Origin of the sequence: Bacillus sp. S2(2024) (assembly GCF_050474045.1) — a bacterium.
Taxonomy (GTDB): Bacteria; Bacillota; Bacilli; order Bacillales; family Bacillaceae_G; genus Bacillus_A; species Bacillus_A yunxiaonensis.
In genome coordinates, this window is sequence record NZ_JBFLUS010000003.1 from 2,468,491 (window position 1) to 2,489,801 (window position 21,311).

The window sequence follows — 21,311 nt, forward strand, 5'->3', positions numbered from 1 at the left end:
TGTCAATCCTTTTTATTAATATCTATTAATTGCGAATCTTCATATAGTTCATACACATATTCCCCTACTTCTAACGGTTTAATATTTATGTTTAATAAGTCCTTTACCGAGACCCATATCGGAATATATTCGCCTCGTTTCCTATCATTTTTCACATATTCCTCACCTTGTCCGTTGCCAAATGTACCACCAACAATTATTGCTTCGTAAAAATATTGTGTTCCGTTGTACTTAACTGTTGTTGCAAGTTTTTGGAGCTGTACATGTAAGCCAAGTTCTTCATACACTTCCCTAATTATCGCTTCTTCAGTAGTTTCTCCTTCCTCAATTCCGCCTCCAGGAAAGACGTAATATACCTCTTCATCCCAAATGCGTTTTATAAGAGCTAATTTTCCTTCTTCTACAATAATTGCTGCACTTCGGTCTCGCATCCTTATAGCACCTCCATATAACTAACATTTTCTTACTAGATTGGATCATCTCAAATACTTGATCGTATGAAGTGAAACGTTCATCAGTGATTTTTTCACCCTCCACCTATCTTCCTCGCTTCTCTCCCAATCTTGAGATGGGAGGCTTACTGCTTGCAGATAGCGGGATAAACCCATTTTATGTATTTTTGTTTCTTCCAGAAATGTCATTCATTGATCATAAAAAAACTAGACAAAATTGTCTAGTATCCTTAAGTTAGGATAGAGAAGATAATAAAAAACCAAAGCGTATAGCATGCTCTATTTCGTCTGTCATCGCCCGAAAGAAAACATCTCGAACTGCTAAGTTTTGCGTTAATAAATAAGCATTTCGGTAATCTTCATACGCTTCCAGTTCATCTTCATAAGCACGTTCTAACCCTTCTTTATAAGAAGAATATTGAGTTTGCACTACTTGATACGTTGGTTGCTGTCCAGTTAGTGTTGTATACAATTGTATAAATTGTTGTAAATGTACTTTTTCGTCTTCCAATGCATGTAAAATATCTTTTTTATGTCTCGCATTTGGTGCTTCGTTTACAAGCCGACTATAAAAATCAATCGCAGCAGCTTCGCCTTTAATAGCTTCTAAAATAGCTTGTGACACTTGGTTATACATTCCCTCATATACCCGGTATAGTTGATTATACGAATTAGGGATTACATAGTACATACCTACTCCTCCTCGAAATCATGCATTACTTTATTGTATGTAGACGCATTCATTTCGTTCAGTTTAGTTTCGCTTATTAAAAAGGAATATCTTATACTATTACATATATAGTGAAAGGAGCTTTAAATATATGCGTTATGTAATATTAACAGGAACTTCTCGGGGATTAGGTGAAGCAATTGCTACACAATTATTACAACAAGGAACGAAACTCATTTCTATATCACGTAAACAAAACGAACAACTTATCGAAAAAGCAAAATACCTTCATATTCCATTTGATTTTTATTCGTTTGATCTACAAGAGGTTCATCAAATTGAAGCATTGATGGAAAATATTTTTTCAAACATCGATGTAAAAACGGCATCTTCTATTCACCTTATTAATAACGCTGGTATGTTAGCACCAATGAAACCAGTTGAGCGGTCAGAAAGTGAACAATTAATTGCAAATGTCCATGTAAATTTAGTAGCTCCTATGTTACTTTCTTCAGCCTTTATGAAGCATACGAAAGACTGGAATGTGGACAAACGAATCATTAACATCTCTTCTGGCGCCGGACAAAAACCATACTTTGGCTGGGGAGCATACTGCACCGCCAAAGCTGGTATTAATATGTTTACAAAATGTGTTGCAGCAGAAGAAACTGATAAGGGCTATCCTGTAAAAATTATTTCTTTTGCGCCAGGTGTTGTAGATACAGAGATGCAAACCGAAATAAGAGAAACATCAAAAGAAGACTTTATTCATGTAGACCGTTTCTTAGCTTTGAAAGAAGATGACCATTTACTTTCACCAAATTATGTAGCAAAAGCCGTTATTAACTTATTAGAAACAGATAATTTTCAACAAGGTGGCGTTGTACGCATTGATGAACAATAAAAAACTCGCTAATAGCGAGTTTTTCTATTGTTTAGATTTTAAAAATAATAGAATTGACTCCATAATTAGTTCATAACCAATTTCTTGATAGATTTTGTTAGATGTAGGATTAGCTAGATCAGTATATAATGAAGTCGTTGCATACCCATTGTCTAACATATATTGACTGAGTACTGATACACAGTTTAAAGCATAACCTTTTTTACGTTCTGCCTTTGGAGTATATACAAAATTTATTGTGATATTATGCTTTGTTGGTCTTGTAACAGCTGCCATTGAAACTAATTGTCCTTCTACTTCCCACCCGAATAAACGCTGACTTTCAATTAATTCAGCGGCAGTATGCACTGCTTCTTCCTTTGTAATTGATAAATTTACTTCTTCACAAAAGCAGTATACCCAATCTTCAATTAGATCTTGTTCTTTTAATTCTATTCGACGGAAAACCCCATTATTTTCGGCTTTTTTCATTACCTGCTTTAACCCGTATACCCCTTGCTTCATTTTGATTTGAATCGATTTATTTTGAAAATCCGCGAGTTGTTCTGCTAAACATTCTACCATCTGTTTTTCTCCAATTAATCCGGGCACATCAGCATATGCAATTGCTAGTTGCTGTGCAATTTCTCTTATTTCATCCTTTTCTAAAGGCGCAGACTTTGCTACAATGGCTTGCTGATGATGCGTTTGAAGCATAACGAATACAAGCTCTTCCCCTTTTGTAGCCGTTGCCATAAATAAGGGAAGCTGCGAAGACCGTAACACACCCAATATTAAATTATTCTCTTGTTCATATGCTTCTAAAAAAGGAAGAATATCATTTTTAAATTGTACAAAATTCGTATATACATTTAGTTGTATCACTATAATCTCTTCTTTCTTTCCTAATCTATAGTGATATATTGGCGATTTACAAGTTAAATCCTTCTTTTATTTTATAAATGAAGGATAGTTGCAACAAGTTTATTAACTTGTTCTTCAGCTTCAGCAAGTTGTTTCTTCACGTTCTCTAGCCGCTCTTCCTGCTTTGAACGATTCTCTTTTCTCTCTTTAATCATTCGCTGCATTTGTTGTAAACTCGGTCCACCGTATACAGTTCGCTTTGCAACAAACGAATGCGGTGAAATGATTTCATTCCACTCTTCTTTTGTTAATACAACCTGTAATTCCTTTTGTAAATGCATATTAACATCGACAATATTTAGTTCGTGTAAATCTTTTTTCTGTTCTTCCGAAAGTTTAGCTATATAACTTGCTGTATAATGAGCACGGCGAAATGGAATATCATACTGCCGGGTTAGTGTATCAGCTAACTCAGTTATGGTAATCGCATGCTTTTTTGCACGACCTTGTAATATTTCCTTTTCAATTGTCATCGTGCGCACTACCGCATTCATTACACAAATAACTCGAATCGCTTTCTCAAATCCTTCATATAAATGGGGCTGTAAATCATCTTCTGTATCGACAATATCTCCAAACGGTGTATTATGAATCATTTGAAAAACAGTAAATGCTTCTCCCCAAGCACTACTTGCAAGAGACCTTGCATGCTCAATTGATACTGGATTGCGTTTTTGCGGCATAATACTACTAATTTGTACATAAGGATTTGCAACTGTAATACCGTTATACTCTTTCGTAGCTAATAATAAAAAATCTTGGAGCCATCTGCTTGTATTTGTCATCGTCATCATAAGCGCGCTGCTTGCTTCTAATAAATAATCTGTACTTGCAATTGCGTCGTATGAATTTTCAATTACCTTCGAAAAACCTAGAAGATCCGCAACACGCTTTCGATTAATTGGAAAACTTGTGGTCGCAAGCGCTGCCGCTCCTAAGGGAGATTGATTTACAGCATGATAAGCGGTCCATAAACGCTCCGTATCACGTTGCATCACATCATAAATAGCAAGCAGATAATGACCAAACGTTGTTGGCTGAGCTGGTTGTGTATGTGTATATGCCGGCATAATCGTTTCCATATGTTCCTTAGCTCGCTCTAGCATACTCTCTTGCAGTAGCATAAAATGCTCGATGTATTGCAGAAGATAACGTCGTAAACTCATACGATACATCGCTACTCCCATATCATTTCGACTTCGCCCAATGTGCATATTGCTAACCACATCACTGTCTGCTTCTTGTTGAATCAAATGCTCAACTAGAAAAAAGAGATCTTCATACTCCTTTCTGTATACTAGCTCGTCTAATGGGACAGTTTTTACTTTTTCTACCGCTGCTACAATTTGCTTAGCATTTTGTTTTTTTAGCAATCCTTCTTCTAGCAACATAATGACATGTGCATGATGAATATGAAACATGTCATCCAATAAATAATTCTTTTGAAAACAGAATATATGTTGTAGTATACAATCAGCATATGTTCTCCCTGGAAAGACTACACCTTCTCGCTGTAAAAACTCCTCGCTTCCCTCCCGCATTTTAAATAACTCCCCTCGCTTATTGATTATTAATCATCATACCCAGCTACTAAAAAAATGTGTTTATCCAAAGGAAAAAACCGATGTATATACATCGGTTTTACTTAATAACAGTTGCTTTATATTTATCGTTTTGTAATATCTGAAAATGTAAATTTGATAAATGCTTACGTAATTCAGCACTGTCTTCCTCATTTATATTATTTGCCAAAAAGACAATTTCTGTGCAGTTTCCACGTTTGTCTGTTGCATATACAGCTTTAGATAAAGACCATGGTGTATACCCATTTTTTTGACCTGCATGTCGAAAATGTTGACGATACTTTTTCCCTTCCATATCTGACTCTACAAGTTGTGACCATTCTTTTTCTTCCTCTTTTGTAAAACCTTTTTGATGGTTTACTTTCTCTAATAAAATCATATAGTCATTTGCAGAAGCAGCCGGAAGTCTATCTGACCAAATTTTCTCGTACTTTTCTCCTAAGAAAAGCGGAATTTCATTTTGCAGCTGCGGACCTTTTTGTTTTAAACGCTCATGTATTAGCATCGCATAACGACAATATTCTTCTTGCGGCATCGTTCTTAAAGTATGTGCTAATTGTTGCTTTGGAACATGTAATTCCTTGTATAAATAGCCCGGAATATACAAGGATGAAACAATTGGGAATAATGGCTGATGTGATGGTAATCTCAACTTATTTATATTTCCATTAATATTCTCTATACCAAGGCGATCCATTAAATACTCTGTATTTGCATTTGAGCTAAATTTCATCATTCCTCTTGCTACTTGTTCTAAAGTAACTACATTTTCTTCTAAAAGCCCTTTTTTCATTAAAACATTTTGCCATTTCTCATGAGCACCGCCATCCGTATTTGGAACGTAATAACGATTTATATCGTCTATCGACACAAGCTCATTTGGATCAATTTTCCCTTCCCCTACTTGTTTTGTAAACTCCAACGCTACAATGAGCTTCATCGTACTCGCTACAGGTAATACAACATTAGGGTTTATAGAATACACCAATTTATCATTTCGCTTCACTAGCAATGCGCTGTTTTTTTGATTTTTATTTTCTTCTACAAATGATGCAACATATTGTGCATCATCATTATTTGAACTCCATGCTTTTTTCACAAAAAAATTACCCGAGATAATAAATACGAATAAACAAAGTATTCCTATACATAACCCAATTGTCCTCAAATGGAATTCCTCTCCTAAATTTCGTCTTGTAATCTATTATAATATATTATTCATATGCAAAACAATAGAGGCAATCTATTAACAGATCGCCTCTATTATAACTTGTATACTGTCTACGTCATAACTCGAATAAAATCTTCAAGAAATTTTTTATAATGTAATTCCCAGCCAATTCTGACCCATTTATTCATCGCTTCTGCTTTTGGCTGCGGTCTAAAGTCGGCAATACTTTCACCTTTTGCAAGACCATCAACATCAACTTGAACACGACGATATACATATTCTATCAAGGAAGGATTAACAACAGCCATCATTGTTACAACATCATGAATTGGACTTCCAGCTATGTGCGGATTTAATTTTTTATAGGCTTTATAGTAATAATTAAAAATTGGTTCGATTAATTTATTAAAATTTGTTTTTGCATTCTTTGTAATATATGTAACAGTATCAGGAGTAATGACTGCTTCATTTGTTACGTTCAGCGGAATTAACGAAACATTCTTAGCATATTGCATTACTAAATTTGAAGCAATCGCATCTCCGTGAAAATTTGCTTCTGCAACAGAGGTAACATTACCTGGAACAAGAAATGCCCCGCCCATTATGTAATACTCTTTTACGCTTTTCATCAATTCTTTCTCTAAAATAAAAGCCGTTGCTAAGCTTGTTGAACGCCCCGCATCAACAATAATAAGTTCTCCCTTGTATCTTTTAATAATCTCAAATATTTCACAAAATGGTTCCACATTCGCTTTAATCGTTTCTGGTGGACGAATAGGTCCTAATCCCTCCTGTCCATGTATTTCTGGATAGTATGTTATAAATTCTCCTGATAAAGGAATTTTTGCCCCATTAATAACTGGAATATCTTCTCTTCCAGCTATGTGCAATAAATAAGCAGCATTATTTGTCGCCTGCTCTTGAGTAACGTTGCCATATCCTGTTACAACACCAACAATATCAATATCAGGGTGTAATAACCCATACATGATTGCTAACGAATCATCAATACCAGGATCTCCAAGAAACAGTACTTTTTTCAAAGCATTCAACTCCATCCTATCAACTGCTATTACTATATGAACGAAAAAAAATGTACAGAAGTAAAAAGCAAACGATTTTTTATCCGATACGAAAAAGATCTTAAACAAAAAAACATACTGATTTTTATGATACTTTTTTAATAATGTTAGATCCTTATGCCCGAGAAGTGATTAATAAAAAATATCCAAATCGTAGTAATGGATTATGAAATGCAGAAATATTTGAGGTTACACGAATAACAGATGGATTTTCTCAATTTGATTTTATAGTGAAAATCTAATATGACACTTATACGGTTCCACATAATCCATCAGTAGGTCTTGTTACTATAACTTTTGATGTAAAAATTGAAGGGGTTACTGTAATTGAAATCAAAGGATAATTTCTGAATTTATTATTCAGCTAGCGGATGCTTTAATTTAATAAAAAGGACAATACATATTAGTTATATAAAATATGTATTGTCCTTTATGAATCGAGATTTTTTTAATTTAGTTCTTGATAAGAGACAACTCTTGCTCTTTTTATATAAAGACTTTAAATTTGTTGCTGCAACTTACGTGAAAACAACGTGCTTCCTATAATATAAGCAATAAATGCTAAACAAACCGGAAATACAACCGTATGAACACCAAGAGGATTAGGAAGCAGCAAATGAAATCCCATATAAGAGCCAACTCCAACAACAATAGAAGCAAGGGCTCCGGCAGCATTTCCCCTTCTCCAATACAACCCAAGCACAAGCGGCCAAAGGAACGCTGCCTCTAAACCACCAAAGGAAAATAAATTTAACCAAATTAAGAAATCAGGCGGTTTAATCGCTGCAGCATAAACAAGTAATCCAACAATTGCTGTAATCCATAGCGTTCCTCTTTTTACTGTTTGAGCAGCAGCATTTTCGTTTATGTAATTTACATAAATATCTTTAATAATGGAAGAACTCACAAGCAATAACAATGAGTTAACTGTCGACATAATAGCCGCCATTGGAGCTGCTAAGAAAATACCAGCAAGCCAAGGGGGCAATACTTTCATCGCAAGCAATGGCATTACTTTATCAGGCACACTCACTCCTGGTAAAACAACACGGGCAAATACACCCGTTAGATGCATACCAATCATAATTGTACCGACGACAACAGTCCCAATAATTAAAGCTTGATGCATCGCTTTTGAATTTTTATAAGACATGGCACGTACACTAATTTGCGGCAAACCTACCACTCCAACACCAATCAAAATCCAAAACGAAGACACATATACCTTTGTTAAACTCCCATCTGCGCCAAATGGCGTAACTAAATTGGGATTAATCTGTACAAGCTCGTGCATAATATTCGAAATACCACCGCCCGCAATAATTGTACCAATTAAAATAATTGTTGTACCGAGCAGCATAATAAGACCTAATATTGTATCTGAAAGCGCAACAGCACGAAATCCGCCAATCAAAACATAAACAAGTACAAAAAATGTAAAAAGAAATAAAGACGTTGTATAAGAAAGACCTGTTAACGATTCAATTAATCTTCCGCCGCCAACCCACTGTGCAACAGTTGCCGAAAACAAGAAAATAATAATACATAATGCTGATAAAATAACAACAGCTTTATTGTTGTATCTTCCTTTCAAGTAATCAATTAACGTAATAGCTTCCATTTTTCTTGCAGTAATCGCAAATTTCTTTCCAAGTACAGTTAGTACAATGTAACCCGTTACAACTTGAATAGCCGACAACAATACCCAGCCAAGCCCCATATTGTATGCAATTCCAGGCCCGCCGATAAAGCTACTTGCGCTACCATACGTCGCAATCATCGTCATTGCTAATAACAATCCACCAAGTTCGCGCCCGCCTAGAAAATACTCTTGCAAAAATTTGTTATGCGCGGTCGTTTGAACACGTCTCGCCGCATATACACCAATTAAAAACACAACAACAAAAGATAACATCATTGGAATAATTACATACCAGTTCATTTTCATTCCTCACTCTTTTCTTCCTCATCAAACGAAACATCTTGAAATACGAAACGGACAACAAATACAATAAGTAAAACCATTACAATAAACCCTACTATACAACTATAAAAGAACCAGGCCGGAAACCCTAGTATATATGTATATTCTTTGGGATTGCCACTACCTAATCCATATGCGAAACCGTACCATATTAGAAAGTTGATAACAGCAAGTCCAACTCCGATCCACGCTTCACGATGTGCGATGCGAAAACGCGGATCATCATGATGTTGATTCATTTCTTTCTCCTCCTTTCACGATGTATTATTGTACCATTGTTTGTATCGTTTTTCCTATAAAAAAAAAGCAAAATGAATATCTCTTGTGAATCATATTAGACTTACATTACAAAATTACATATTTTTAACAATTTTAATATAAATAAGATTGAAATTTCTGATTTTTTAAGTTACGATTGAAATTGGATGTCCTTCACCTAGTTTATCCCGCACTAACGGTCAGTAAAACTGCTCTCTCGGGATTTTGAGAGAGCAAAAAAGATAGATGGGAGATAACTGTCCGTAAGAGCTCAATTGATTGGACTAACCATCAGTGGGAAATGAAGAAAAAACATTGATGGAAGTTTCATTTTATCCCGCAACTCCTCTTTTCTTTGGAATAAATGCAGTATTTTGCTGCATTTACATTATATATTCTTAAGGGGGTTATACAATGAGTCAACTAGCTGTGAATCTCCATGAAAAAGTAGAGAAATTTTTACAAGGAACAAAGAAACTATATGTAAATGGAGCTTTCATTGAAAGCGCTTCCGGAAAGACATTTAAAACACCAAATCCAGCAACTGGCGATACGTTAGCTGTTGTATATGAAGGCGGTCGTGAAGATATCCATAAAGCAGTCATAGCGGCACGCCAAGCATTTGATGAAGGACCATGGTCACGTATGAGCGGAGCCGAGCGCAGCCGCTGCATGTACAAGCTTGCTGATTTAATGGAAAAACATAAAGATGAGCTTGCACAGCTTGAAACACTTGATAACGGAAAACCAATTCAAGAAACAACAACTGCAGATATTCCTCTTGCAATTGAACATATGCGTTATTATGCCGGATGGGCAACAAAATTAGTCGGTCAAACAATTCCTGTTTCAGGAGATTATTTTAATTATACACGCCATGAACCCGTTGGTGTTGTGGGTCAAATTATCCCATGGAACTTCCCGCTTTTAATGGCGATGTGGAAGTTGGGTGCAGCACTAGCAACTGGATGTACCGTCGTACTAAAACCAGCAGAACAAACTCCTCTTTCCGCATTATATTTAGCTGAACTGATAGAAGAAGCTGAATTCCCAAAAGGTGTTATTAACATTGTACCAGGATATGGTGAAACAGCTGGTCAAGCTCTTGTTAGTCATCCTCTCATTGATAAAATTGCTTTTACAGGCTCAACTGAAGTTGGAAAACACATTATGAAAGAAGCATCCCAATCATTAAAACGCGTAACATTAGAGCTTGGTGGTAAATCACCAAATATTATTTTACCCGATGCTGATTTATCACGTGCAATTCCAGCAGCACTTTCTGGCGTTATGTTTAACCAAGGACAAGTATGTTGTGCTGGATCTCGCTTGTTCATTCCAAAGAAAATGTATGATAATGTTGTTGCAGATCTTGCCTTATACTCAAAGAGCTTAACGCAAGGATCTGGATTAGATCCACAAACAAATATTGGTCCCCTTGTATCAGAAGAACAACAAAATCGAGTAATGGGCTATATTGAAAAAGGAAAAAATGAGGGAGCAGAAATATTAGTTGGTGGAACTAAACCTTACGAACAAGGTTATTATGTTGCTCCAACAATTTTCGCAGCTGTACAAGATGAAATGACAATTGCGAAAGAAGAAATTTTTGGTCCTGTCGTTGCTGCAATGCCATTTGATGACATTGATGAAGTTATTGAACGTGCTAACAAATCAGCATATGGATTAGCTGCTGGTTTGTGGACAGAAAATTTGAAGAATGCGCATTATGTTGCAAGTAAATTAAGAGCTGGAACAGTGTGGGTAAACTGTTATAACGTCTTTGATGCGGCCTCTCCGTTTGGAGGTTATAAACAGTCAGGTCTTGGGCGTGAAATGGGTTCTTATGCGTTAAATAACTATACAGAAGTAAAAAGCGTTTGGATTAACTTAAACTAAAAAAGGTCTTACCAATTGTTCTATTTAGATTCAAGAAATTTGAATCAATCTTTGTTTCACCAAGAGCAAATATATAATGTTACACATTATATATGAAAAAAAGAAGAGGATAGATACAAGCAGAATAATTCTGTATGTTCTATCCTTTTTTGTACCACAAATGCCCTCATTTATAGAGAAGCTTTTCAAGAGAAAATACCTTCAGTATCCACATAAAGTTCATAAGGTTTATTTTTTATTTAACATTGTTATTAAATTGATAAAATTTTGATAAAGGAATAGTGTTCTTTTTCAGTAAAAATCTTTATTACTTAGTAAAGGACTTTTTTCCTTTTTCATAACTATGAATTTGAAATAGAGTTACGATGTTTGTGAAAAAGACGCAAAGTTTTGAATAAAGTTACGACATGTATAAAAAAGATAAGATGCTTTATCTCTTAACTCAAAGAAATCGAAATGAGTTTTGATTAAACTTTTTTACAAAACTGAAAGATTATTTAAAAGAAAGGATTCATTTTGACCAAACTATATCCAAAATGAACCCTTTTCATTTACTGTAAAATACGTGTTTACGAGATACTTTTGATCAAACTTTATTTCAAAGCAACAATTAAGCTAAAAGGGTAGCAAGACATTTTCCCTGCTCTATGCCTTACTCCTTTTTATACTTGTAACCCACCACTTACATTTAGTACTTCTCCAGTAATGTAAGAAGCAAAATCTGATGCTAGAAAGGCAGCTGCATGTGCAATATCTTGCGGTGCCCCGATTCGCCCCGCTGGAATGGCTGCAATCATCTTTTCCTTTACTTTATCCGGTATGGCTTGCGTCATATCGGTATCCATAAATCCAGGACAAATTGCATTACATGTAACACCAAATCCAGCTGCTTCTTTTGATGCTGTTTTTGTAAGCCCAATTACACCTGCTTTAGCAGCCGCATAGTTTGCTTGGCCGATATTTCCTTGCCAGCTAATTGAAGAAATATTAATAATACGTCCATATTGTTGTTTACGCATATACAAAAGTGCTGGTTGCATACAGTTAAATACACCCGTTACATTTACTTGCAATACTTGCTCCCATGCTGTTTTTTCCATTTTATGCAACATTGCATCTCGTGTAATTCCAGCATTATTTACTAAAATATGCAATGCACCGTATGTTTGAATCGCATACTCAATTAGCGATTTTGCATCCGTATGGCTGCTTACATCACAAACATACGCCCTTACATCATATCCTTCTTGTAACAATTGTGTTGTCGCACCGTTTAAAGCTTCTTGATTCATATCGCTAAGTAATACTTTCGCTCCTAACGCGCCAAATACACGTGCAATTTCTTTTCCAATCCCTTGTGCTGCACCTGTAACAACAGCTGTTTTCCCCTCTAAAAAATTCATCTTTCTCCCTCACTTTTTCTATGTATTTTCTATATATTTCGTCTTATATATTTCATTCTCCTTTTTTGCATAAAAAAGTCTATTTGTGTCACACTATAATTGCAACTTAGCAAAACACAAGGAGATTGTGTGAGATGAAAAATAAGAATTTACAGCAAAACAAAGTATCTGATGGCATTGATGTTGAGTTTTCTCAAGAACTCGCTGACCAAGATGACTTAGAAGCTCAAGCTCGTGCAGATGCTGCAGATGCACGTCAAAAACACCAACCAAACAAAAAATAAACCGAGGACATATTCTCGGTTTATTTTTTATATTTTTTCACATAATGCGCAAAGGTAAGTAAGGGAAATAAGCGATGATAACTATGATAACGAATATAAAATTCCCCAGGCAATCCTGCTCCAGTCGGATATTCAATATGTTCTAAAGAATGCTCTAACAAATAATTGATTCCCTTTTGAATACATGCTGTTTCTGTATCATGTACAGCGATTAGGGCATCTAAAGCCCATGCCGTTTGAGAAGGTGTACTAAAAGGTATTGAAATAAACCGCTTTTCTTTACTACTCCTACACGATTCTCCCCAGCCTCCATCACGATGTTGAATCGTTTCTAACCACCGCGCTGCTTTTTCTAACGTTGGATGATTTGCTGGCAATCCGTTTGCACGCAGACCTGTTACAGCAGCCCATGTACCATATATGTAACAAACTCCCCATTTTCCATACCAAGAACCATTTTGCTCTTGAGTACGGAGGAGCCATTGCATTGCCCGGTGTAAATCATTTGCACTTATTTTATTTGGCGCATAAGTTCCAAAAAACTCAAGTATCCTCCCTGTTAAATCTGCTGTAGACGGATCAAGAATCATATCTTCTGCACTATCGAGAGGAACATGCGCAAACATATGCTTATCAACATCCTTCTCAAACGCTCCCCATCCTCCATCTTTATTCTGCATTCCAAGAATCCACTGTATCCCTTTATTCCAAGCTTGTTCTACTTTCCTATCTTTCTTCGCAATGTAAGTAAGTGAACGTAGCGCCGCTGTTGTATCATCACAATCTGGCACAATGGTATTCGTATCAGTAAATCCCCATCCGCCAGGAGGTAAAGAAGGTGCATGAACATGCCAATCCCCATAAGAAGTATGCTGCTTCTTTAATAAATAACGATTTGCACGTTCAATCATCGCATCATCTTCTGACACATTTGCTTCTTGCAAAGCATAACTTAAAAGAGCAGTATCCCACACTGTTGAAGGTGTGTTTTGCAAATGGGCACCATTTTTTGTATTCCATATGTACGACTGTATCCCTGATACAGCTTTCTCAATAATAGGAGAATGTATAGAATGACCGAGAGCAAGGAGAGCGTAAATCATATAAAAACTAGCGCTAGCGTATGTGTAAAGTGTTCCATTTCCTTCTATACGTTCTAGCATAAAACGTTCCGCTGCTTTATATCCTTTTTGATGAAGAGAATAAGGATAAGAAATGAGCTTTTTCCCTTCTGATAAAATTGTTTGCAGAACAGAAGAGCGTTTATTATGAAACCAACTTGATTTATTCGCACCCGCTATGTAATTAAGATTAGGAATCATATTTTCTTCTATTACAAATTTCTTATTCATACAAATGAGCGTAGGAACGAAATGAATACGTGCAGTATTACTCAATTCATACATACTAAACGGGGAATGATCTGGTAAAAAGAAAAAAGGCATGGGAAAATGAAACAATGCAGGGTAACCGTATTGCCCATGTAAGGCTAACATAAACTTCGTCATAAAGTGAGCGCTTGTAATGCCACCTTGTTCAAGAATAAATTGTTCTGCACGACGCATCATATGATCTTCTTTCTTAAATTTCTTAGAAGCTAACAATGCAGCATACACTTGAATTGTAGCAGAAAGATTTCCATTCAGCTCATCTTCATACAATTTCCATGTCCCTTCATTTGCTTGTAAAGAAATAAGTCTTGTCACAAATGGCTCTATTTCTTTTTCTCTTCGCAACATACGTAATAATAGAATCATATGACAATCGGTTAACGGGGATCCTTCAAAACAAAAACGCCATGTTCCATCTCTTTGCTGCATCGTACGTAATGCTGTAACTTGTCTCTCCATTTCCTGTTTTACTTTTTCATACAGCAGCATAGATGTCCCCCCTCTTTATTGAATCCATATACAATATTCAATAACATACGTAAATATGTGTAAAACAAAAAAGCAAAGTGAAGTTCATTCTTCACTTTGCTTACGAACAATACCAAATCGCAACAACAATTCCTAAAATTGCCCCGACAACGACTTGATATGGCGTATGACCGACAAGTTCATTCAATTTTTTATACTCCGTTTGTCTCCCATGAAAAAAGTCATTTAAAATTTTGGCTTGTTTACTTACAGCAAGCCTCACTCCGGATGCGTCATACATGACAATAATCGCAAAAATCGTCGCGATTGCAAATACAGAGCTCGTAATTCCTTCTTCAATCCCAATTGCTATTGCTAATGCTGTCACAGTAGAAGAGTGAGAACTCGGCATTCCACCAGAAGCAAAAAACTGTGCAAAATCAAATTCTCTCTTTTTTACTAAAGTGATTATAACTTTTGTAAGTTGTGCTAAAAACCAAGCAATCACTGCAGACATTAATGGATTGTTATGTAAAATTGTTTCCATAATTTGCACCTCACCGCTTATAATGGAATATCCTTACTTACATTATAAAGAAAACGGCATACATAATACTATGCCGTTTTACGAAACTTTTGCAGATTTATTTTTTATAAATTTTGGCTGCTTATTTAACATAAATTTCGTTTTCGCTATCGAAAATGTAAATAACGCAATCCAAATAAAGAAAAATGCTATCATATGAGTCCCTGTAAAATGTTCATGAAAGACGAAAATTCCTAATACAAGACTAATTGTGGGTGCAATATATTGCAAAAATCCGACCATTGATAACGGAATAAGCTTTGTACCTTTTGCAAAATATAAAAGCGGTAATGCAGTAACAATACCAGCACCAGCTAAAAGTAACGTCGACGTAATTGAAACTGATCCAAACGAACCAATTCCTTGAACACCTAACATCCCTAAATATATAAGAGCAATCGGCATTACAATCATCGTTTCCATCGTGAGCCCAATCATTGAATCATAATCTAATAATTTCTTTGATAAACCATATAAGCCAAATGTACATGCCAACGAAATCGCAATCCACGGAATGGATCCATAGCGAACTGTTAAAATTGCAACCCCAAATGCCGCTAACCCTACGGCAACATATTGCCAAAAATTGAGTTTTTCTTTTAAAACGAGCGTGCCAAGTAAAATGCTAACAAGCGGATTAATATAATAACCTAGACTTGCTTCGATGACATGATTATGATTAACAGCCCATATGTACACAAACCAGTTCCCGCTAATTAATATAGAAGCAGCAGTTAATGACATGAATAATTTAGGACGTTTAAAAAATTGCACAAGCTCATTCATAAATTGACCAAAACGTTTGCAAATCACTAAAACAAGTAACATAAAAGCGAATGCCCAAACGATCCGATGAGCTAAAATTTCTTCTGCACGAACCTCATCTACCAATTTCCAATAAAGCGGCAGAATTCCCCACATCATATATGCACTTGTTGCATATATGATTCCCTTTTTTTGCGCTTCCATTTGACTCCCCTCTTTTCTTTTTTCTTCATTATAAATTGTCCTTCTACCTTTTTACAATTTTCCGCTACATAACTTTTTTACACGGACCGCCTAACTATAATATCCAAAAGATATACACCCCCGCAGCCGCAAGAAATGGAATACCAAACACAAACTTATTTTTATGTGTTTTATGATGAAACACATACATCCCAATCCAAGCTCCAATTCCTCCCCCTGCTGCAGCAACCAAAAACAACGTACTCTCCGGCGTGCGCCACTGTTTCTTCTTTGCTTTTCTTTTATCTAGTCCCATCATCATAAAAGCGAGAACATTAATAATTACAAAATAACCCCATTTCAGCATATTATTAAACCTCTTTCATACATTTTTTCAATCAATTATTTATCCTGCATTAACGGGCAGTAAGCCCCCACTGATAGGAGGCTCAATTTATTATACACTCATTTAATTTTTTAGTTTTATACATATGTAACAATGATTTTACCTAATCAAACAAAAAATATTGACTATGATAATATTTTTGTGATAATATAAATAATTTTACTTATCATCTTATATATGATAAACTTAAAAAGGTTACCATATGGAGGTGGATTATTTGTTTCAAATTGGCGATAAAATTGTTTATCCAATGCACGGAGCAGGTGTGATTAAAGCCATAGAAGAAAAAGAAATCCTAGGAGAAAAACAAAAATATTATGTAATAAGAATACCTATTAGTAATATGGAAGTAATGATTCCGATGAAAAAAATGATACAATCACGTATACGATTAATTGCTGATATGCTTACATTAGAAAATGTATTACTTATTTTTCAGTACGGTGAATCAGATGATTCACTCTCATGGAAGCAAAGATATACCCAAAATATGGAGAAAATGAAGACGGGTGAAATACAAGAAGGTGCTGAAGTAGTTCGCGACTTAATACGTAGAAATAAAGTAAGGGCGCTTAATGCAAGTGAAAAACAAATGTTAGACAACGCACAAAAAATTTTAATTAGTGAATTAAGTTTAATTAAAGGAATTACTGAAAATCAGGCAATTGATTTGTTAAATACGAAAGTCGGTTAGGTAAAGAAATCCTTCTAAAACCGTTTTGAACTTGATTTTAAATTATATAAAATACCTAAAACGACAAAATAGCCTAACATCTATTTTGTTTTTTTTTGCTTTATGTACCTCAATATGATATGATTACAAATACGATTTGATTATAGAAACATTACCCTCTAAGAAAAAATTCTTTTTCCTCTAAATGAATTATTCTCACCACTTTTTATTCTCATACTTCTAAGTATACGATGAGATTCATTTATCCAAGCATTGTTTTTGGATATCCCGATTCATACTGGCACGGTCATCGGAGCCGTAAGGACGAAAGAGAGGTAGGGCTTTCGTTGTTTTGAGGTTTCAAAAACGATAATGAACATTTACTGTTCTTATCTTCCATTTTAACGTAAAAATGATAACAGATTTAAATATATGCTTATATTTGCTCGGTTCATATAAATAGGAAACACATCTTTAGTAATATTTTAAAAGGTTTTTATATGAAAACAATCAAGACAGGAAAATGGTTTAATAGTGAAAAAGGATTTGAATGTAAGAAGTACCAAATGATAGTAATGTTACAGTAATTTGCATTCAAACAAGTTAACAGAGGTCAAAATCTAAGAATGTTGTAAAACTATAAGAAAACGAAAAGAACATGCAGTAATTTACTGCATGTTCTTTATCGTTTTTCTACAGTTTCTTTTTCATCTCGATTCATACATTCATCAATAGGTTGACTATCTTTTCCCTCCATACAAATCATCGCATGATAAATTTCTGAATATAAGCCAAACACTTGATATACACTTCCAAGAAATGGCATGAGAATCCCTCTTTTCCAAATAATAAATTCCAAAGTTAAGGATTCCCTATCTTTTCCTAAACATTCGCATTAGTATCTTCCTCTTCTATTTGAACGTTAAGAAGATGTAACCATTTCTTATACGGTGCACTGTTTGGATCCACAAATTCTTTTGCATATGAGCGATTCCATAGTTGCTTTACAAATAAAGTCGCTTCTTTTTTTGCTGCTGTTTCCGCTCCGGTCCCGTAATAAGCTTTAAAATATTGTTCAATTTCATTAACAAGTAATCGTAACAATTCGTCAGATGTTTCTTCTAATGTCGGATCATATTTTGCTTCCTTATCGTACATCAAGATAACATCTAAAATATTGTGAACATGTTCTTTTCGGAGCCATTTTATATCTTGCGCACCTAACAGAAAGGAATGTGTATATAAATGTCCTCCGTGCTGCAATGCTTTTTCTTGTTCCTCTTCAAAACGAGAAATGATATTTTCATATATAAATGGGTTATGAAGCAGTGCACGATGCAATTTATATCCTTCATTTGTTACATTTTTCCCCATGGATTGAATAAGAGAACTTCGCCCTACTCCGTTATATTGGTAAACAAACTGACCGTCCACAGCGGCAAGACTAATCCAACGATATATATATGCGTACAATAAAGCACGATTACACTTATCATAATCCAGTTTTGTTTGTGTAGCATTTAAGTCAGGCATAAAAGCAGGTAAGTGCCAATACTTATCAAGATGCGGTGTTAAATTCGATTTACGAACGTTTAATTTATTTACGCGGCGATAATAAGACTGAAAGTAATCTCCCTTCTCATTCACATAACCATTTGCAATATGTCCAGACGATAATTTCGGAAAATCTTGCAGCGACAATCCATAATGCGCACGGTAACATACAATTTCATACGGTGAAAAGGCTGCATCAACCGTTTCCTTTTCCTGGAACATCTCTTGTAACGTTTCTTCATTTAATCCTTGATGAACGAGCGGATGAATACCCCAATATTGCAATTCACGATGATGCGCAACTTTCGGTATAAATGGGCTTGCTAGATGCAGCAAATCTTCAATTTTTTCACTTACATACTCTGTCATATCACGCTTTTGAATAGCCGCTTCTTTCCGCAATGCATCAATAATATTTAATTCTAATTTATCTCGGTAGCGATCTTGTAATTCCTGCTCACAATATGTCAAAATATGTTTCCGATAAAAATCTTCTACTTTTTGTGATTGCCCTTCCTCTGCTTGTGCTCCTCTGCAATATTCACGATATAAACTCATATAAATTTCAGCAGATATCTCTTTTGGCAGCACACCATTGTTTACATGGTGATGAATATCCTTCCACATCTCTTCCTGCATTCGCTCATCTGCTAATACATATACATTTGTTGGATTTGTTTTCCCTTCAAATTCTTTACTACGTTTTTGAATGTCTAATAATAAATTTTCACGAGTTTCTTGTAAATTATCAAAGAAACGCTGCCAATATTGAATCATTTTCTCTACAGCTTGATATAAAGATTGATATACAAGCTCTAGTAACATTTCTTTTCGATATTCATTTAATTTGTGTATATATTGAGTTATAATATCTTGAAATTCTTTTCGAAATGTCCGCTGGTCATTATGAAATATTTTTCCAAACCAATTTTGCTGCTGCGCCAATTCAACACGTCTAACGGCTGTTACCGTTCCTTCAATATTACTTACATTAAACTTTTTATCATAATTTTGGATAAGACTGCGCTTTTGTTCATTATTTTCATGTAGGCGATTCATTTTTTCGGTTAACAATTTACGAATTTCGTATAACATGTAGCGTGCAGCCACAGGGTGAACAGGATCTGTTTTCTTTAAAAACCATGTATTCAACTGATATGACTGTCCCTCTGAGCCGCTCGGTGTAAATCGATCAGCTTCAATCATATCATATATCAACGTTGTTACATGCTCATGCACACGACTTGGTATCGCATACGCATATAAACGCACAGCATGGTCTACTCGTGCCACTTCACCTTTCATTTGTTCAGCAATTTTCAGCTTTGCAGCTGAAATTTTACACTCTCGCTGCAATCGATTTAACTCTTCATCCTTTTGTACCGTACGCTGCACATAATTTTCTACTGCTTCTAAAAATAATTTTGATTTTGATACACCAATCTTTCCGCCTTCTGCTCCTTCACGCGTTTCATAATACATTTGCTTATAAAATACATGTGCCTGTTCTGGACGAGTCGCCAAATGCTCTAAATCTTCTAAAAAACTTTTCCCCCGCTCAGGCTTTTCACGCTGCATGCCGCGGCGAACGTCTTGTTCATACCGATTTTTCTTATCTTGAAAAAGTCGATCTAAATGAAGCCATGATTCATCTAATCCTTGTACCGCCCACTTTAAAGCGCAATAACGAAGAACATTTTCGTATGGATAAATAAGTTTTGCAGCTCCTGCTCCGCAATAACGAGCTTTACCATTTGAATCAGCAAGTTGTTGAATTTGATTATCTTCTTGTGCAAAATGACTCGTTGACATCGGACTAAATAATTGTAAATAAATTGTATTTGTCATTTGTTCCATATAATCAGACAAACTATGCAAATGATGACCATGTAAATTTTCATAATCATATAAGAAGCAATAATTATATGGTAAATGATGCTGCATAATGGTATGATTTGTGCGTCCATCTTCATCCACTTGATCAGGACGATATTCTAGCTCAATTGTAACGCCCCCACGACGTGATAATTCTCCTGTAGATCCTAAAGTAATTGCATGTAATTCTTTTAATGATGCATATCCGTTTGCCTGCACTGATTCAAATTCTTTGCCGCTTATTGTACGCGTTTTAACGAGAACATCAGGAAGTAAAAAAGCACCGCGAATTAAAATGTTATGATGTTGCAACTTTTTTCGAAGCATTTCTCGTAAATATAGAGCAATTTGTAGAAACATACCAGAACCTGTGCCACCAGCTAATGACGTAACAATAATAACGCGCACACCATATTCCGTTGTATCACTTGTTACGGGGAAAATCTTCTCAATTTCTTGCCAAAAAGTTGTTAATTTATCTTCCTTCATCGCTGCGCGAAGTGCCAATCGAGAAATAACCCGAAGTTGACCAGCGCCTTCCGTTAATGGTTTATCTAGTACAGTCGGGTCAATCGGAAACCAATCTGGAATCGTTGGATCTTCTGCCATATATTCCCGCGGTGTTTTACTGGAGCTCGTTTGTGTCACAAATTTACGAATATGCTGAAAGTGACTTAACGTATTAATATCTGTATCAAATACGTGCATCGCTACTTTTTTACGCCGTTCCTTCGGAAGTTTCCGGTAAATATCATGTGTAACTGTACTTCCAATTCCGCCAAGTCCAATTAAAATTGTTGGTACTTGAAAATCCATG

The 21,311-nt window shown here is 35.4% G+C and carries 19 protein-coding genes; 4 read left to right on the forward strand and 15 right to left on the reverse strand.

Translation table 11 applies throughout. The features are described 5' to 3' along the window. Nucleotides 1–2 precede the first annotated feature (2 nt). Both AB1284_RS12365 and AB1284_RS12370 read right to left on the reverse strand, forming a co-directional pair. On the reverse strand, nt 3–431 hold the full coding sequence (locus AB1284_RS12365) for an NUDIX domain-containing protein (protein WP_429749033.1): 429 nt from the start codon (nt 429–431) through the stop codon (nt 3–5). 256 nt (nt 432–687) lie between these two features. Then, on the reverse strand, nt 688–1,143 hold the full coding sequence (locus AB1284_RS12370) for a ferritin family protein (protein ID WP_429761854.1): 456 nt from the start codon (nt 1,141–1,143) through the stop codon (nt 688–690). Between the two features lie 130 nt (nt 1,144–1,273). On the opposite strand from AB1284_RS12370, the gene AB1284_RS12375 reads away from it, so the two are divergent. Beyond that, nucleotides 1,274–2,026 carry a (S)-benzoin forming benzil reductase gene (locus AB1284_RS12375; RefSeq protein ID WP_429749029.1) on the forward strand — a complete coding sequence of 251 codons (753 nt, stop codon included), beginning with the start codon at nt 1,274–1,276 and terminating at the stop codon, nt 2,024–2,026. 24 nt (nt 2,027–2,050) lie between these two features. Here the strand turns inward: AB1284_RS12375 and AB1284_RS12380 are convergent, their stop codons facing one another. From AB1284_RS12380 to AB1284_RS12405, 6 genes are all read right to left on the reverse strand, one after another. Beyond that, nucleotides 2,051–2,890, reverse strand: coding sequence for a GNAT family N-acetyltransferase (locus AB1284_RS12380; RefSeq protein WP_429749028.1), 840 nt, complete (start codon nt 2,888–2,890; stop codon nt 2,051–2,053). Nucleotides 2,891–2,961: 71 nt separating this feature from the next. After that, nucleotides 2,962–4,470, reverse strand: a complete 1,509-nt coding sequence (gene argH, locus AB1284_RS12385) for an argininosuccinate lyase (protein ID WP_429749026.1) — start codon at nt 4,468–4,470, stop codon at nt 2,962–2,964. A 100-nt stretch (nt 4,471–4,570) separates the two neighbouring features. Further along, nucleotides 4,571–5,671 carry a serine hydrolase gene (locus tag AB1284_RS12390; RefSeq protein ID WP_429754276.1) on the reverse strand — a complete coding sequence of 367 codons (1,101 nt, stop codon included), beginning with the start codon at nt 5,669–5,671 and terminating at the stop codon, nt 4,571–4,573. A 122-nt stretch (nt 5,672–5,793) separates the two neighbouring features. After that, a complete protein-coding gene (locus AB1284_RS12395; protein ID WP_429749025.1) occupies nt 5,794–6,741 on the reverse strand; it encodes a nucleoside hydrolase in 948 nt (315 codons plus the stop codon). A gap of 523 nt (nt 6,742–7,264) precedes the next feature. Next, nucleotides 7,265–8,707: a sodium/pantothenate symporter gene (gene panF, locus AB1284_RS12400; RefSeq protein ID WP_429749023.1), complete on the reverse strand. Its 1,443-nt coding sequence runs from the start codon at nt 8,705–8,707 to the stop codon at nt 7,265–7,267. 2 nt (nt 8,708–8,709) lie between these two features. Further along, entirely contained in the window at nt 8,710–8,988 is a 279-nt protein-coding gene (locus AB1284_RS12405; RefSeq protein WP_429749022.1) for a YhdT family protein, read from the reverse strand. Between the two features lie 433 nt (nt 8,989–9,421). On the opposite strand from AB1284_RS12405, the gene AB1284_RS12410 reads away from it, so the two are divergent. Beyond that, nucleotides 9,422–10,906, forward strand: coding sequence for an aldehyde dehydrogenase family protein (locus tag AB1284_RS12410; RefSeq protein WP_429749020.1), 1,485 nt, complete (start codon nt 9,422–9,424; stop codon nt 10,904–10,906). Between the two features lie 662 nt (nt 10,907–11,568). Here AB1284_RS12410 and fabG read toward each other — a convergent pair. Beyond that, nucleotides 11,569–12,309, reverse strand: a complete 741-nt coding sequence (fabG, locus tag AB1284_RS12415; RefSeq protein ID WP_429749019.1) for a 3-oxoacyl-ACP reductase FabG — start codon at nt 12,307–12,309, stop codon at nt 11,569–11,571. A gap of 134 nt (nt 12,310–12,443) precedes the next feature. Here fabG and AB1284_RS12420 point away from each other — a divergent pair, with 134 nt between their 5' ends. Then, on the forward strand, nt 12,444–12,593 hold the full coding sequence (locus AB1284_RS12420) for a YfhD family protein (RefSeq protein ID WP_336481061.1): 150 nt from the start codon (nt 12,444–12,446) through the stop codon (nt 12,591–12,593). A gap of 20 nt (nt 12,594–12,613) precedes the next feature. Here AB1284_RS12420 and shc read toward each other — a convergent pair whose 3' ends face one another. The 4 genes from shc to AB1284_RS12440 all read right to left on the reverse strand — a co-directional run bounded on the left by shc (nt 12,614) and on the right by AB1284_RS12440 (nt 16,350). Further along, nucleotides 12,614–14,473 (reverse strand): squalene--hopene cyclase, encoded by a 1,860-nt coding sequence (gene shc / locus AB1284_RS12425; RefSeq protein ID WP_429749017.1) that lies wholly within the window; start codon nt 14,471–14,473, stop codon nt 12,614–12,616. 100 nt (nt 14,474–14,573) lie between these two features. Beyond that, entirely contained in the window at nt 14,574–14,999 is a 426-nt protein-coding gene (locus AB1284_RS12430; protein WP_429749015.1) for a divergent PAP2 family protein, read from the reverse strand. A gap of 78 nt (nt 15,000–15,077) precedes the next feature. Beyond that, nucleotides 15,078–16,007, reverse strand: a complete 930-nt coding sequence (gene rarD, locus AB1284_RS12435) for an EamA family transporter RarD (RefSeq protein WP_429749013.1) — start codon at nt 16,005–16,007, stop codon at nt 15,078–15,080. A 94-nt stretch (nt 16,008–16,101) separates the two neighbouring features. After that, complete coding sequence (locus AB1284_RS12440) at nt 16,102–16,350, reverse strand: DUF1294 domain-containing protein (protein WP_429754275.1); 249 nt, start codon at nt 16,348–16,350, stop codon at nt 16,102–16,104. Nucleotides 16,351–16,594: 244 nt separating this feature from the next. On the opposite strand from AB1284_RS12440, the gene AB1284_RS12445 reads away from it, so the two are divergent. Continuing rightward, complete coding sequence (locus tag AB1284_RS12445) at nt 16,595–17,086, forward strand: CarD family transcriptional regulator (RefSeq protein WP_429749011.1); 492 nt, start codon at nt 16,595–16,597, stop codon at nt 17,084–17,086. A gap of 661 nt (nt 17,087–17,747) precedes the next feature. Here AB1284_RS12445 and AB1284_RS12450 read toward each other — a convergent pair. Both AB1284_RS12450 and AB1284_RS12455 read right to left on the reverse strand, forming a co-directional pair. Next, nucleotides 17,748–17,891, reverse strand: a complete 144-nt coding sequence (locus tag AB1284_RS12450) for a phosphonate ABC transporter permease (protein WP_429749009.1) — start codon at nt 17,889–17,891, stop codon at nt 17,748–17,750. 56 nt (nt 17,892–17,947) lie between these two features. Then, the gene (locus AB1284_RS12455; protein WP_429749007.1) at nt 17,948–21,310 is read right to left on the reverse strand and encodes a tubulin-like doman-containing protein; all 3,363 of its coding nucleotides are present in this window, start codon (nt 21,308–21,310) and stop codon (nt 17,948–17,950) included. Nucleotide 21,311 lies beyond the last annotated feature (1 nt).

Coding starts and splice junctions, on each gene's coding strand:
- AB1284_RS12365 (WP_429749033.1), bottom strand. CDS start 431: ATGCGAGACCGAAGTGCAGCAATTATTGTAGAAGAAGGAAAATTAGCT.
- AB1284_RS12430 (WP_429749015.1), bottom strand. CDS start 14,999: ATGGAAACAATTTTACATAACAATCCATTAATGTCTGCAGTGATTGCT.
- AB1284_RS12370 (WP_429761854.1), bottom strand. CDS start 1,143: ATGTACTATGTAATCCCTAATTCGTATAATCAACTATACCGGGTATAT.
- AB1284_RS12405 (WP_429749022.1), bottom strand. CDS start 8,988: ATGAATCAACATCATGATGATCCGCGTTTTCGCATCGCACATCGTGAA.
- AB1284_RS12445 (WP_429749011.1), top strand. CDS start 16,595: ATGGAGGTGGATTATTTGTTTCAAATTGGCGATAAAATTGTTTATCCA.
- AB1284_RS12410 (WP_429749020.1), top strand. CDS start 9,422: ATGAGTCAACTAGCTGTGAATCTCCATGAAAAAGTAGAGAAATTTTTA.
- shc (WP_429749017.1), bottom strand. CDS start 14,473: ATGCTGCTGTATGAAAAAGTAAAACAGGAAATGGAGAGACAAGTTACA.
- AB1284_RS12375 (WP_429749029.1), top strand. CDS start 1,274: ATGCGTTATGTAATATTAACAGGAACTTCTCGGGGATTAGGTGAAGCA.
- AB1284_RS12420 (WP_336481061.1), top strand. CDS start 12,444: ATGAAAAATAAGAATTTACAGCAAAACAAAGTATCTGATGGCATTGAT.
- fabG (WP_429749019.1), bottom strand. CDS start 12,309: ATGAATTTTTTAGAGGGGAAAACAGCTGTTGTTACAGGTGCAGCACAA.
- AB1284_RS12455 (WP_429749007.1), bottom strand. CDS start 21,310: ATGGATTTTCAAGTACCAACAATTTTAATTGGACTTGGCGGAATTGGA.
- panF (WP_429749023.1), bottom strand. CDS start 8,707: ATGAACTGGTATGTAATTATTCCAATGATGTTATCTTTTGTTGTTGTG.
- AB1284_RS12450 (WP_429749009.1), bottom strand. CDS start 17,891: ATGCCATTTCTTGGAAGTGTATATCAAGTGTTTGGCTTATATTCAGAA.
- argH (WP_429749026.1), bottom strand. CDS start 4,470: ATGCGGGAGGGAAGCGAGGAGTTTTTACAGCGAGAAGGTGTAGTCTTT.
- rarD (WP_429749013.1), bottom strand. CDS start 16,007: ATGGAAGCGCAAAAAAAGGGAATCATATATGCAACAAGTGCATATATG.
- AB1284_RS12395 (WP_429749025.1), bottom strand. CDS start 6,741: ATGGAGTTGAATGCTTTGAAAAAAGTACTGTTTCTTGGAGATCCTGGT.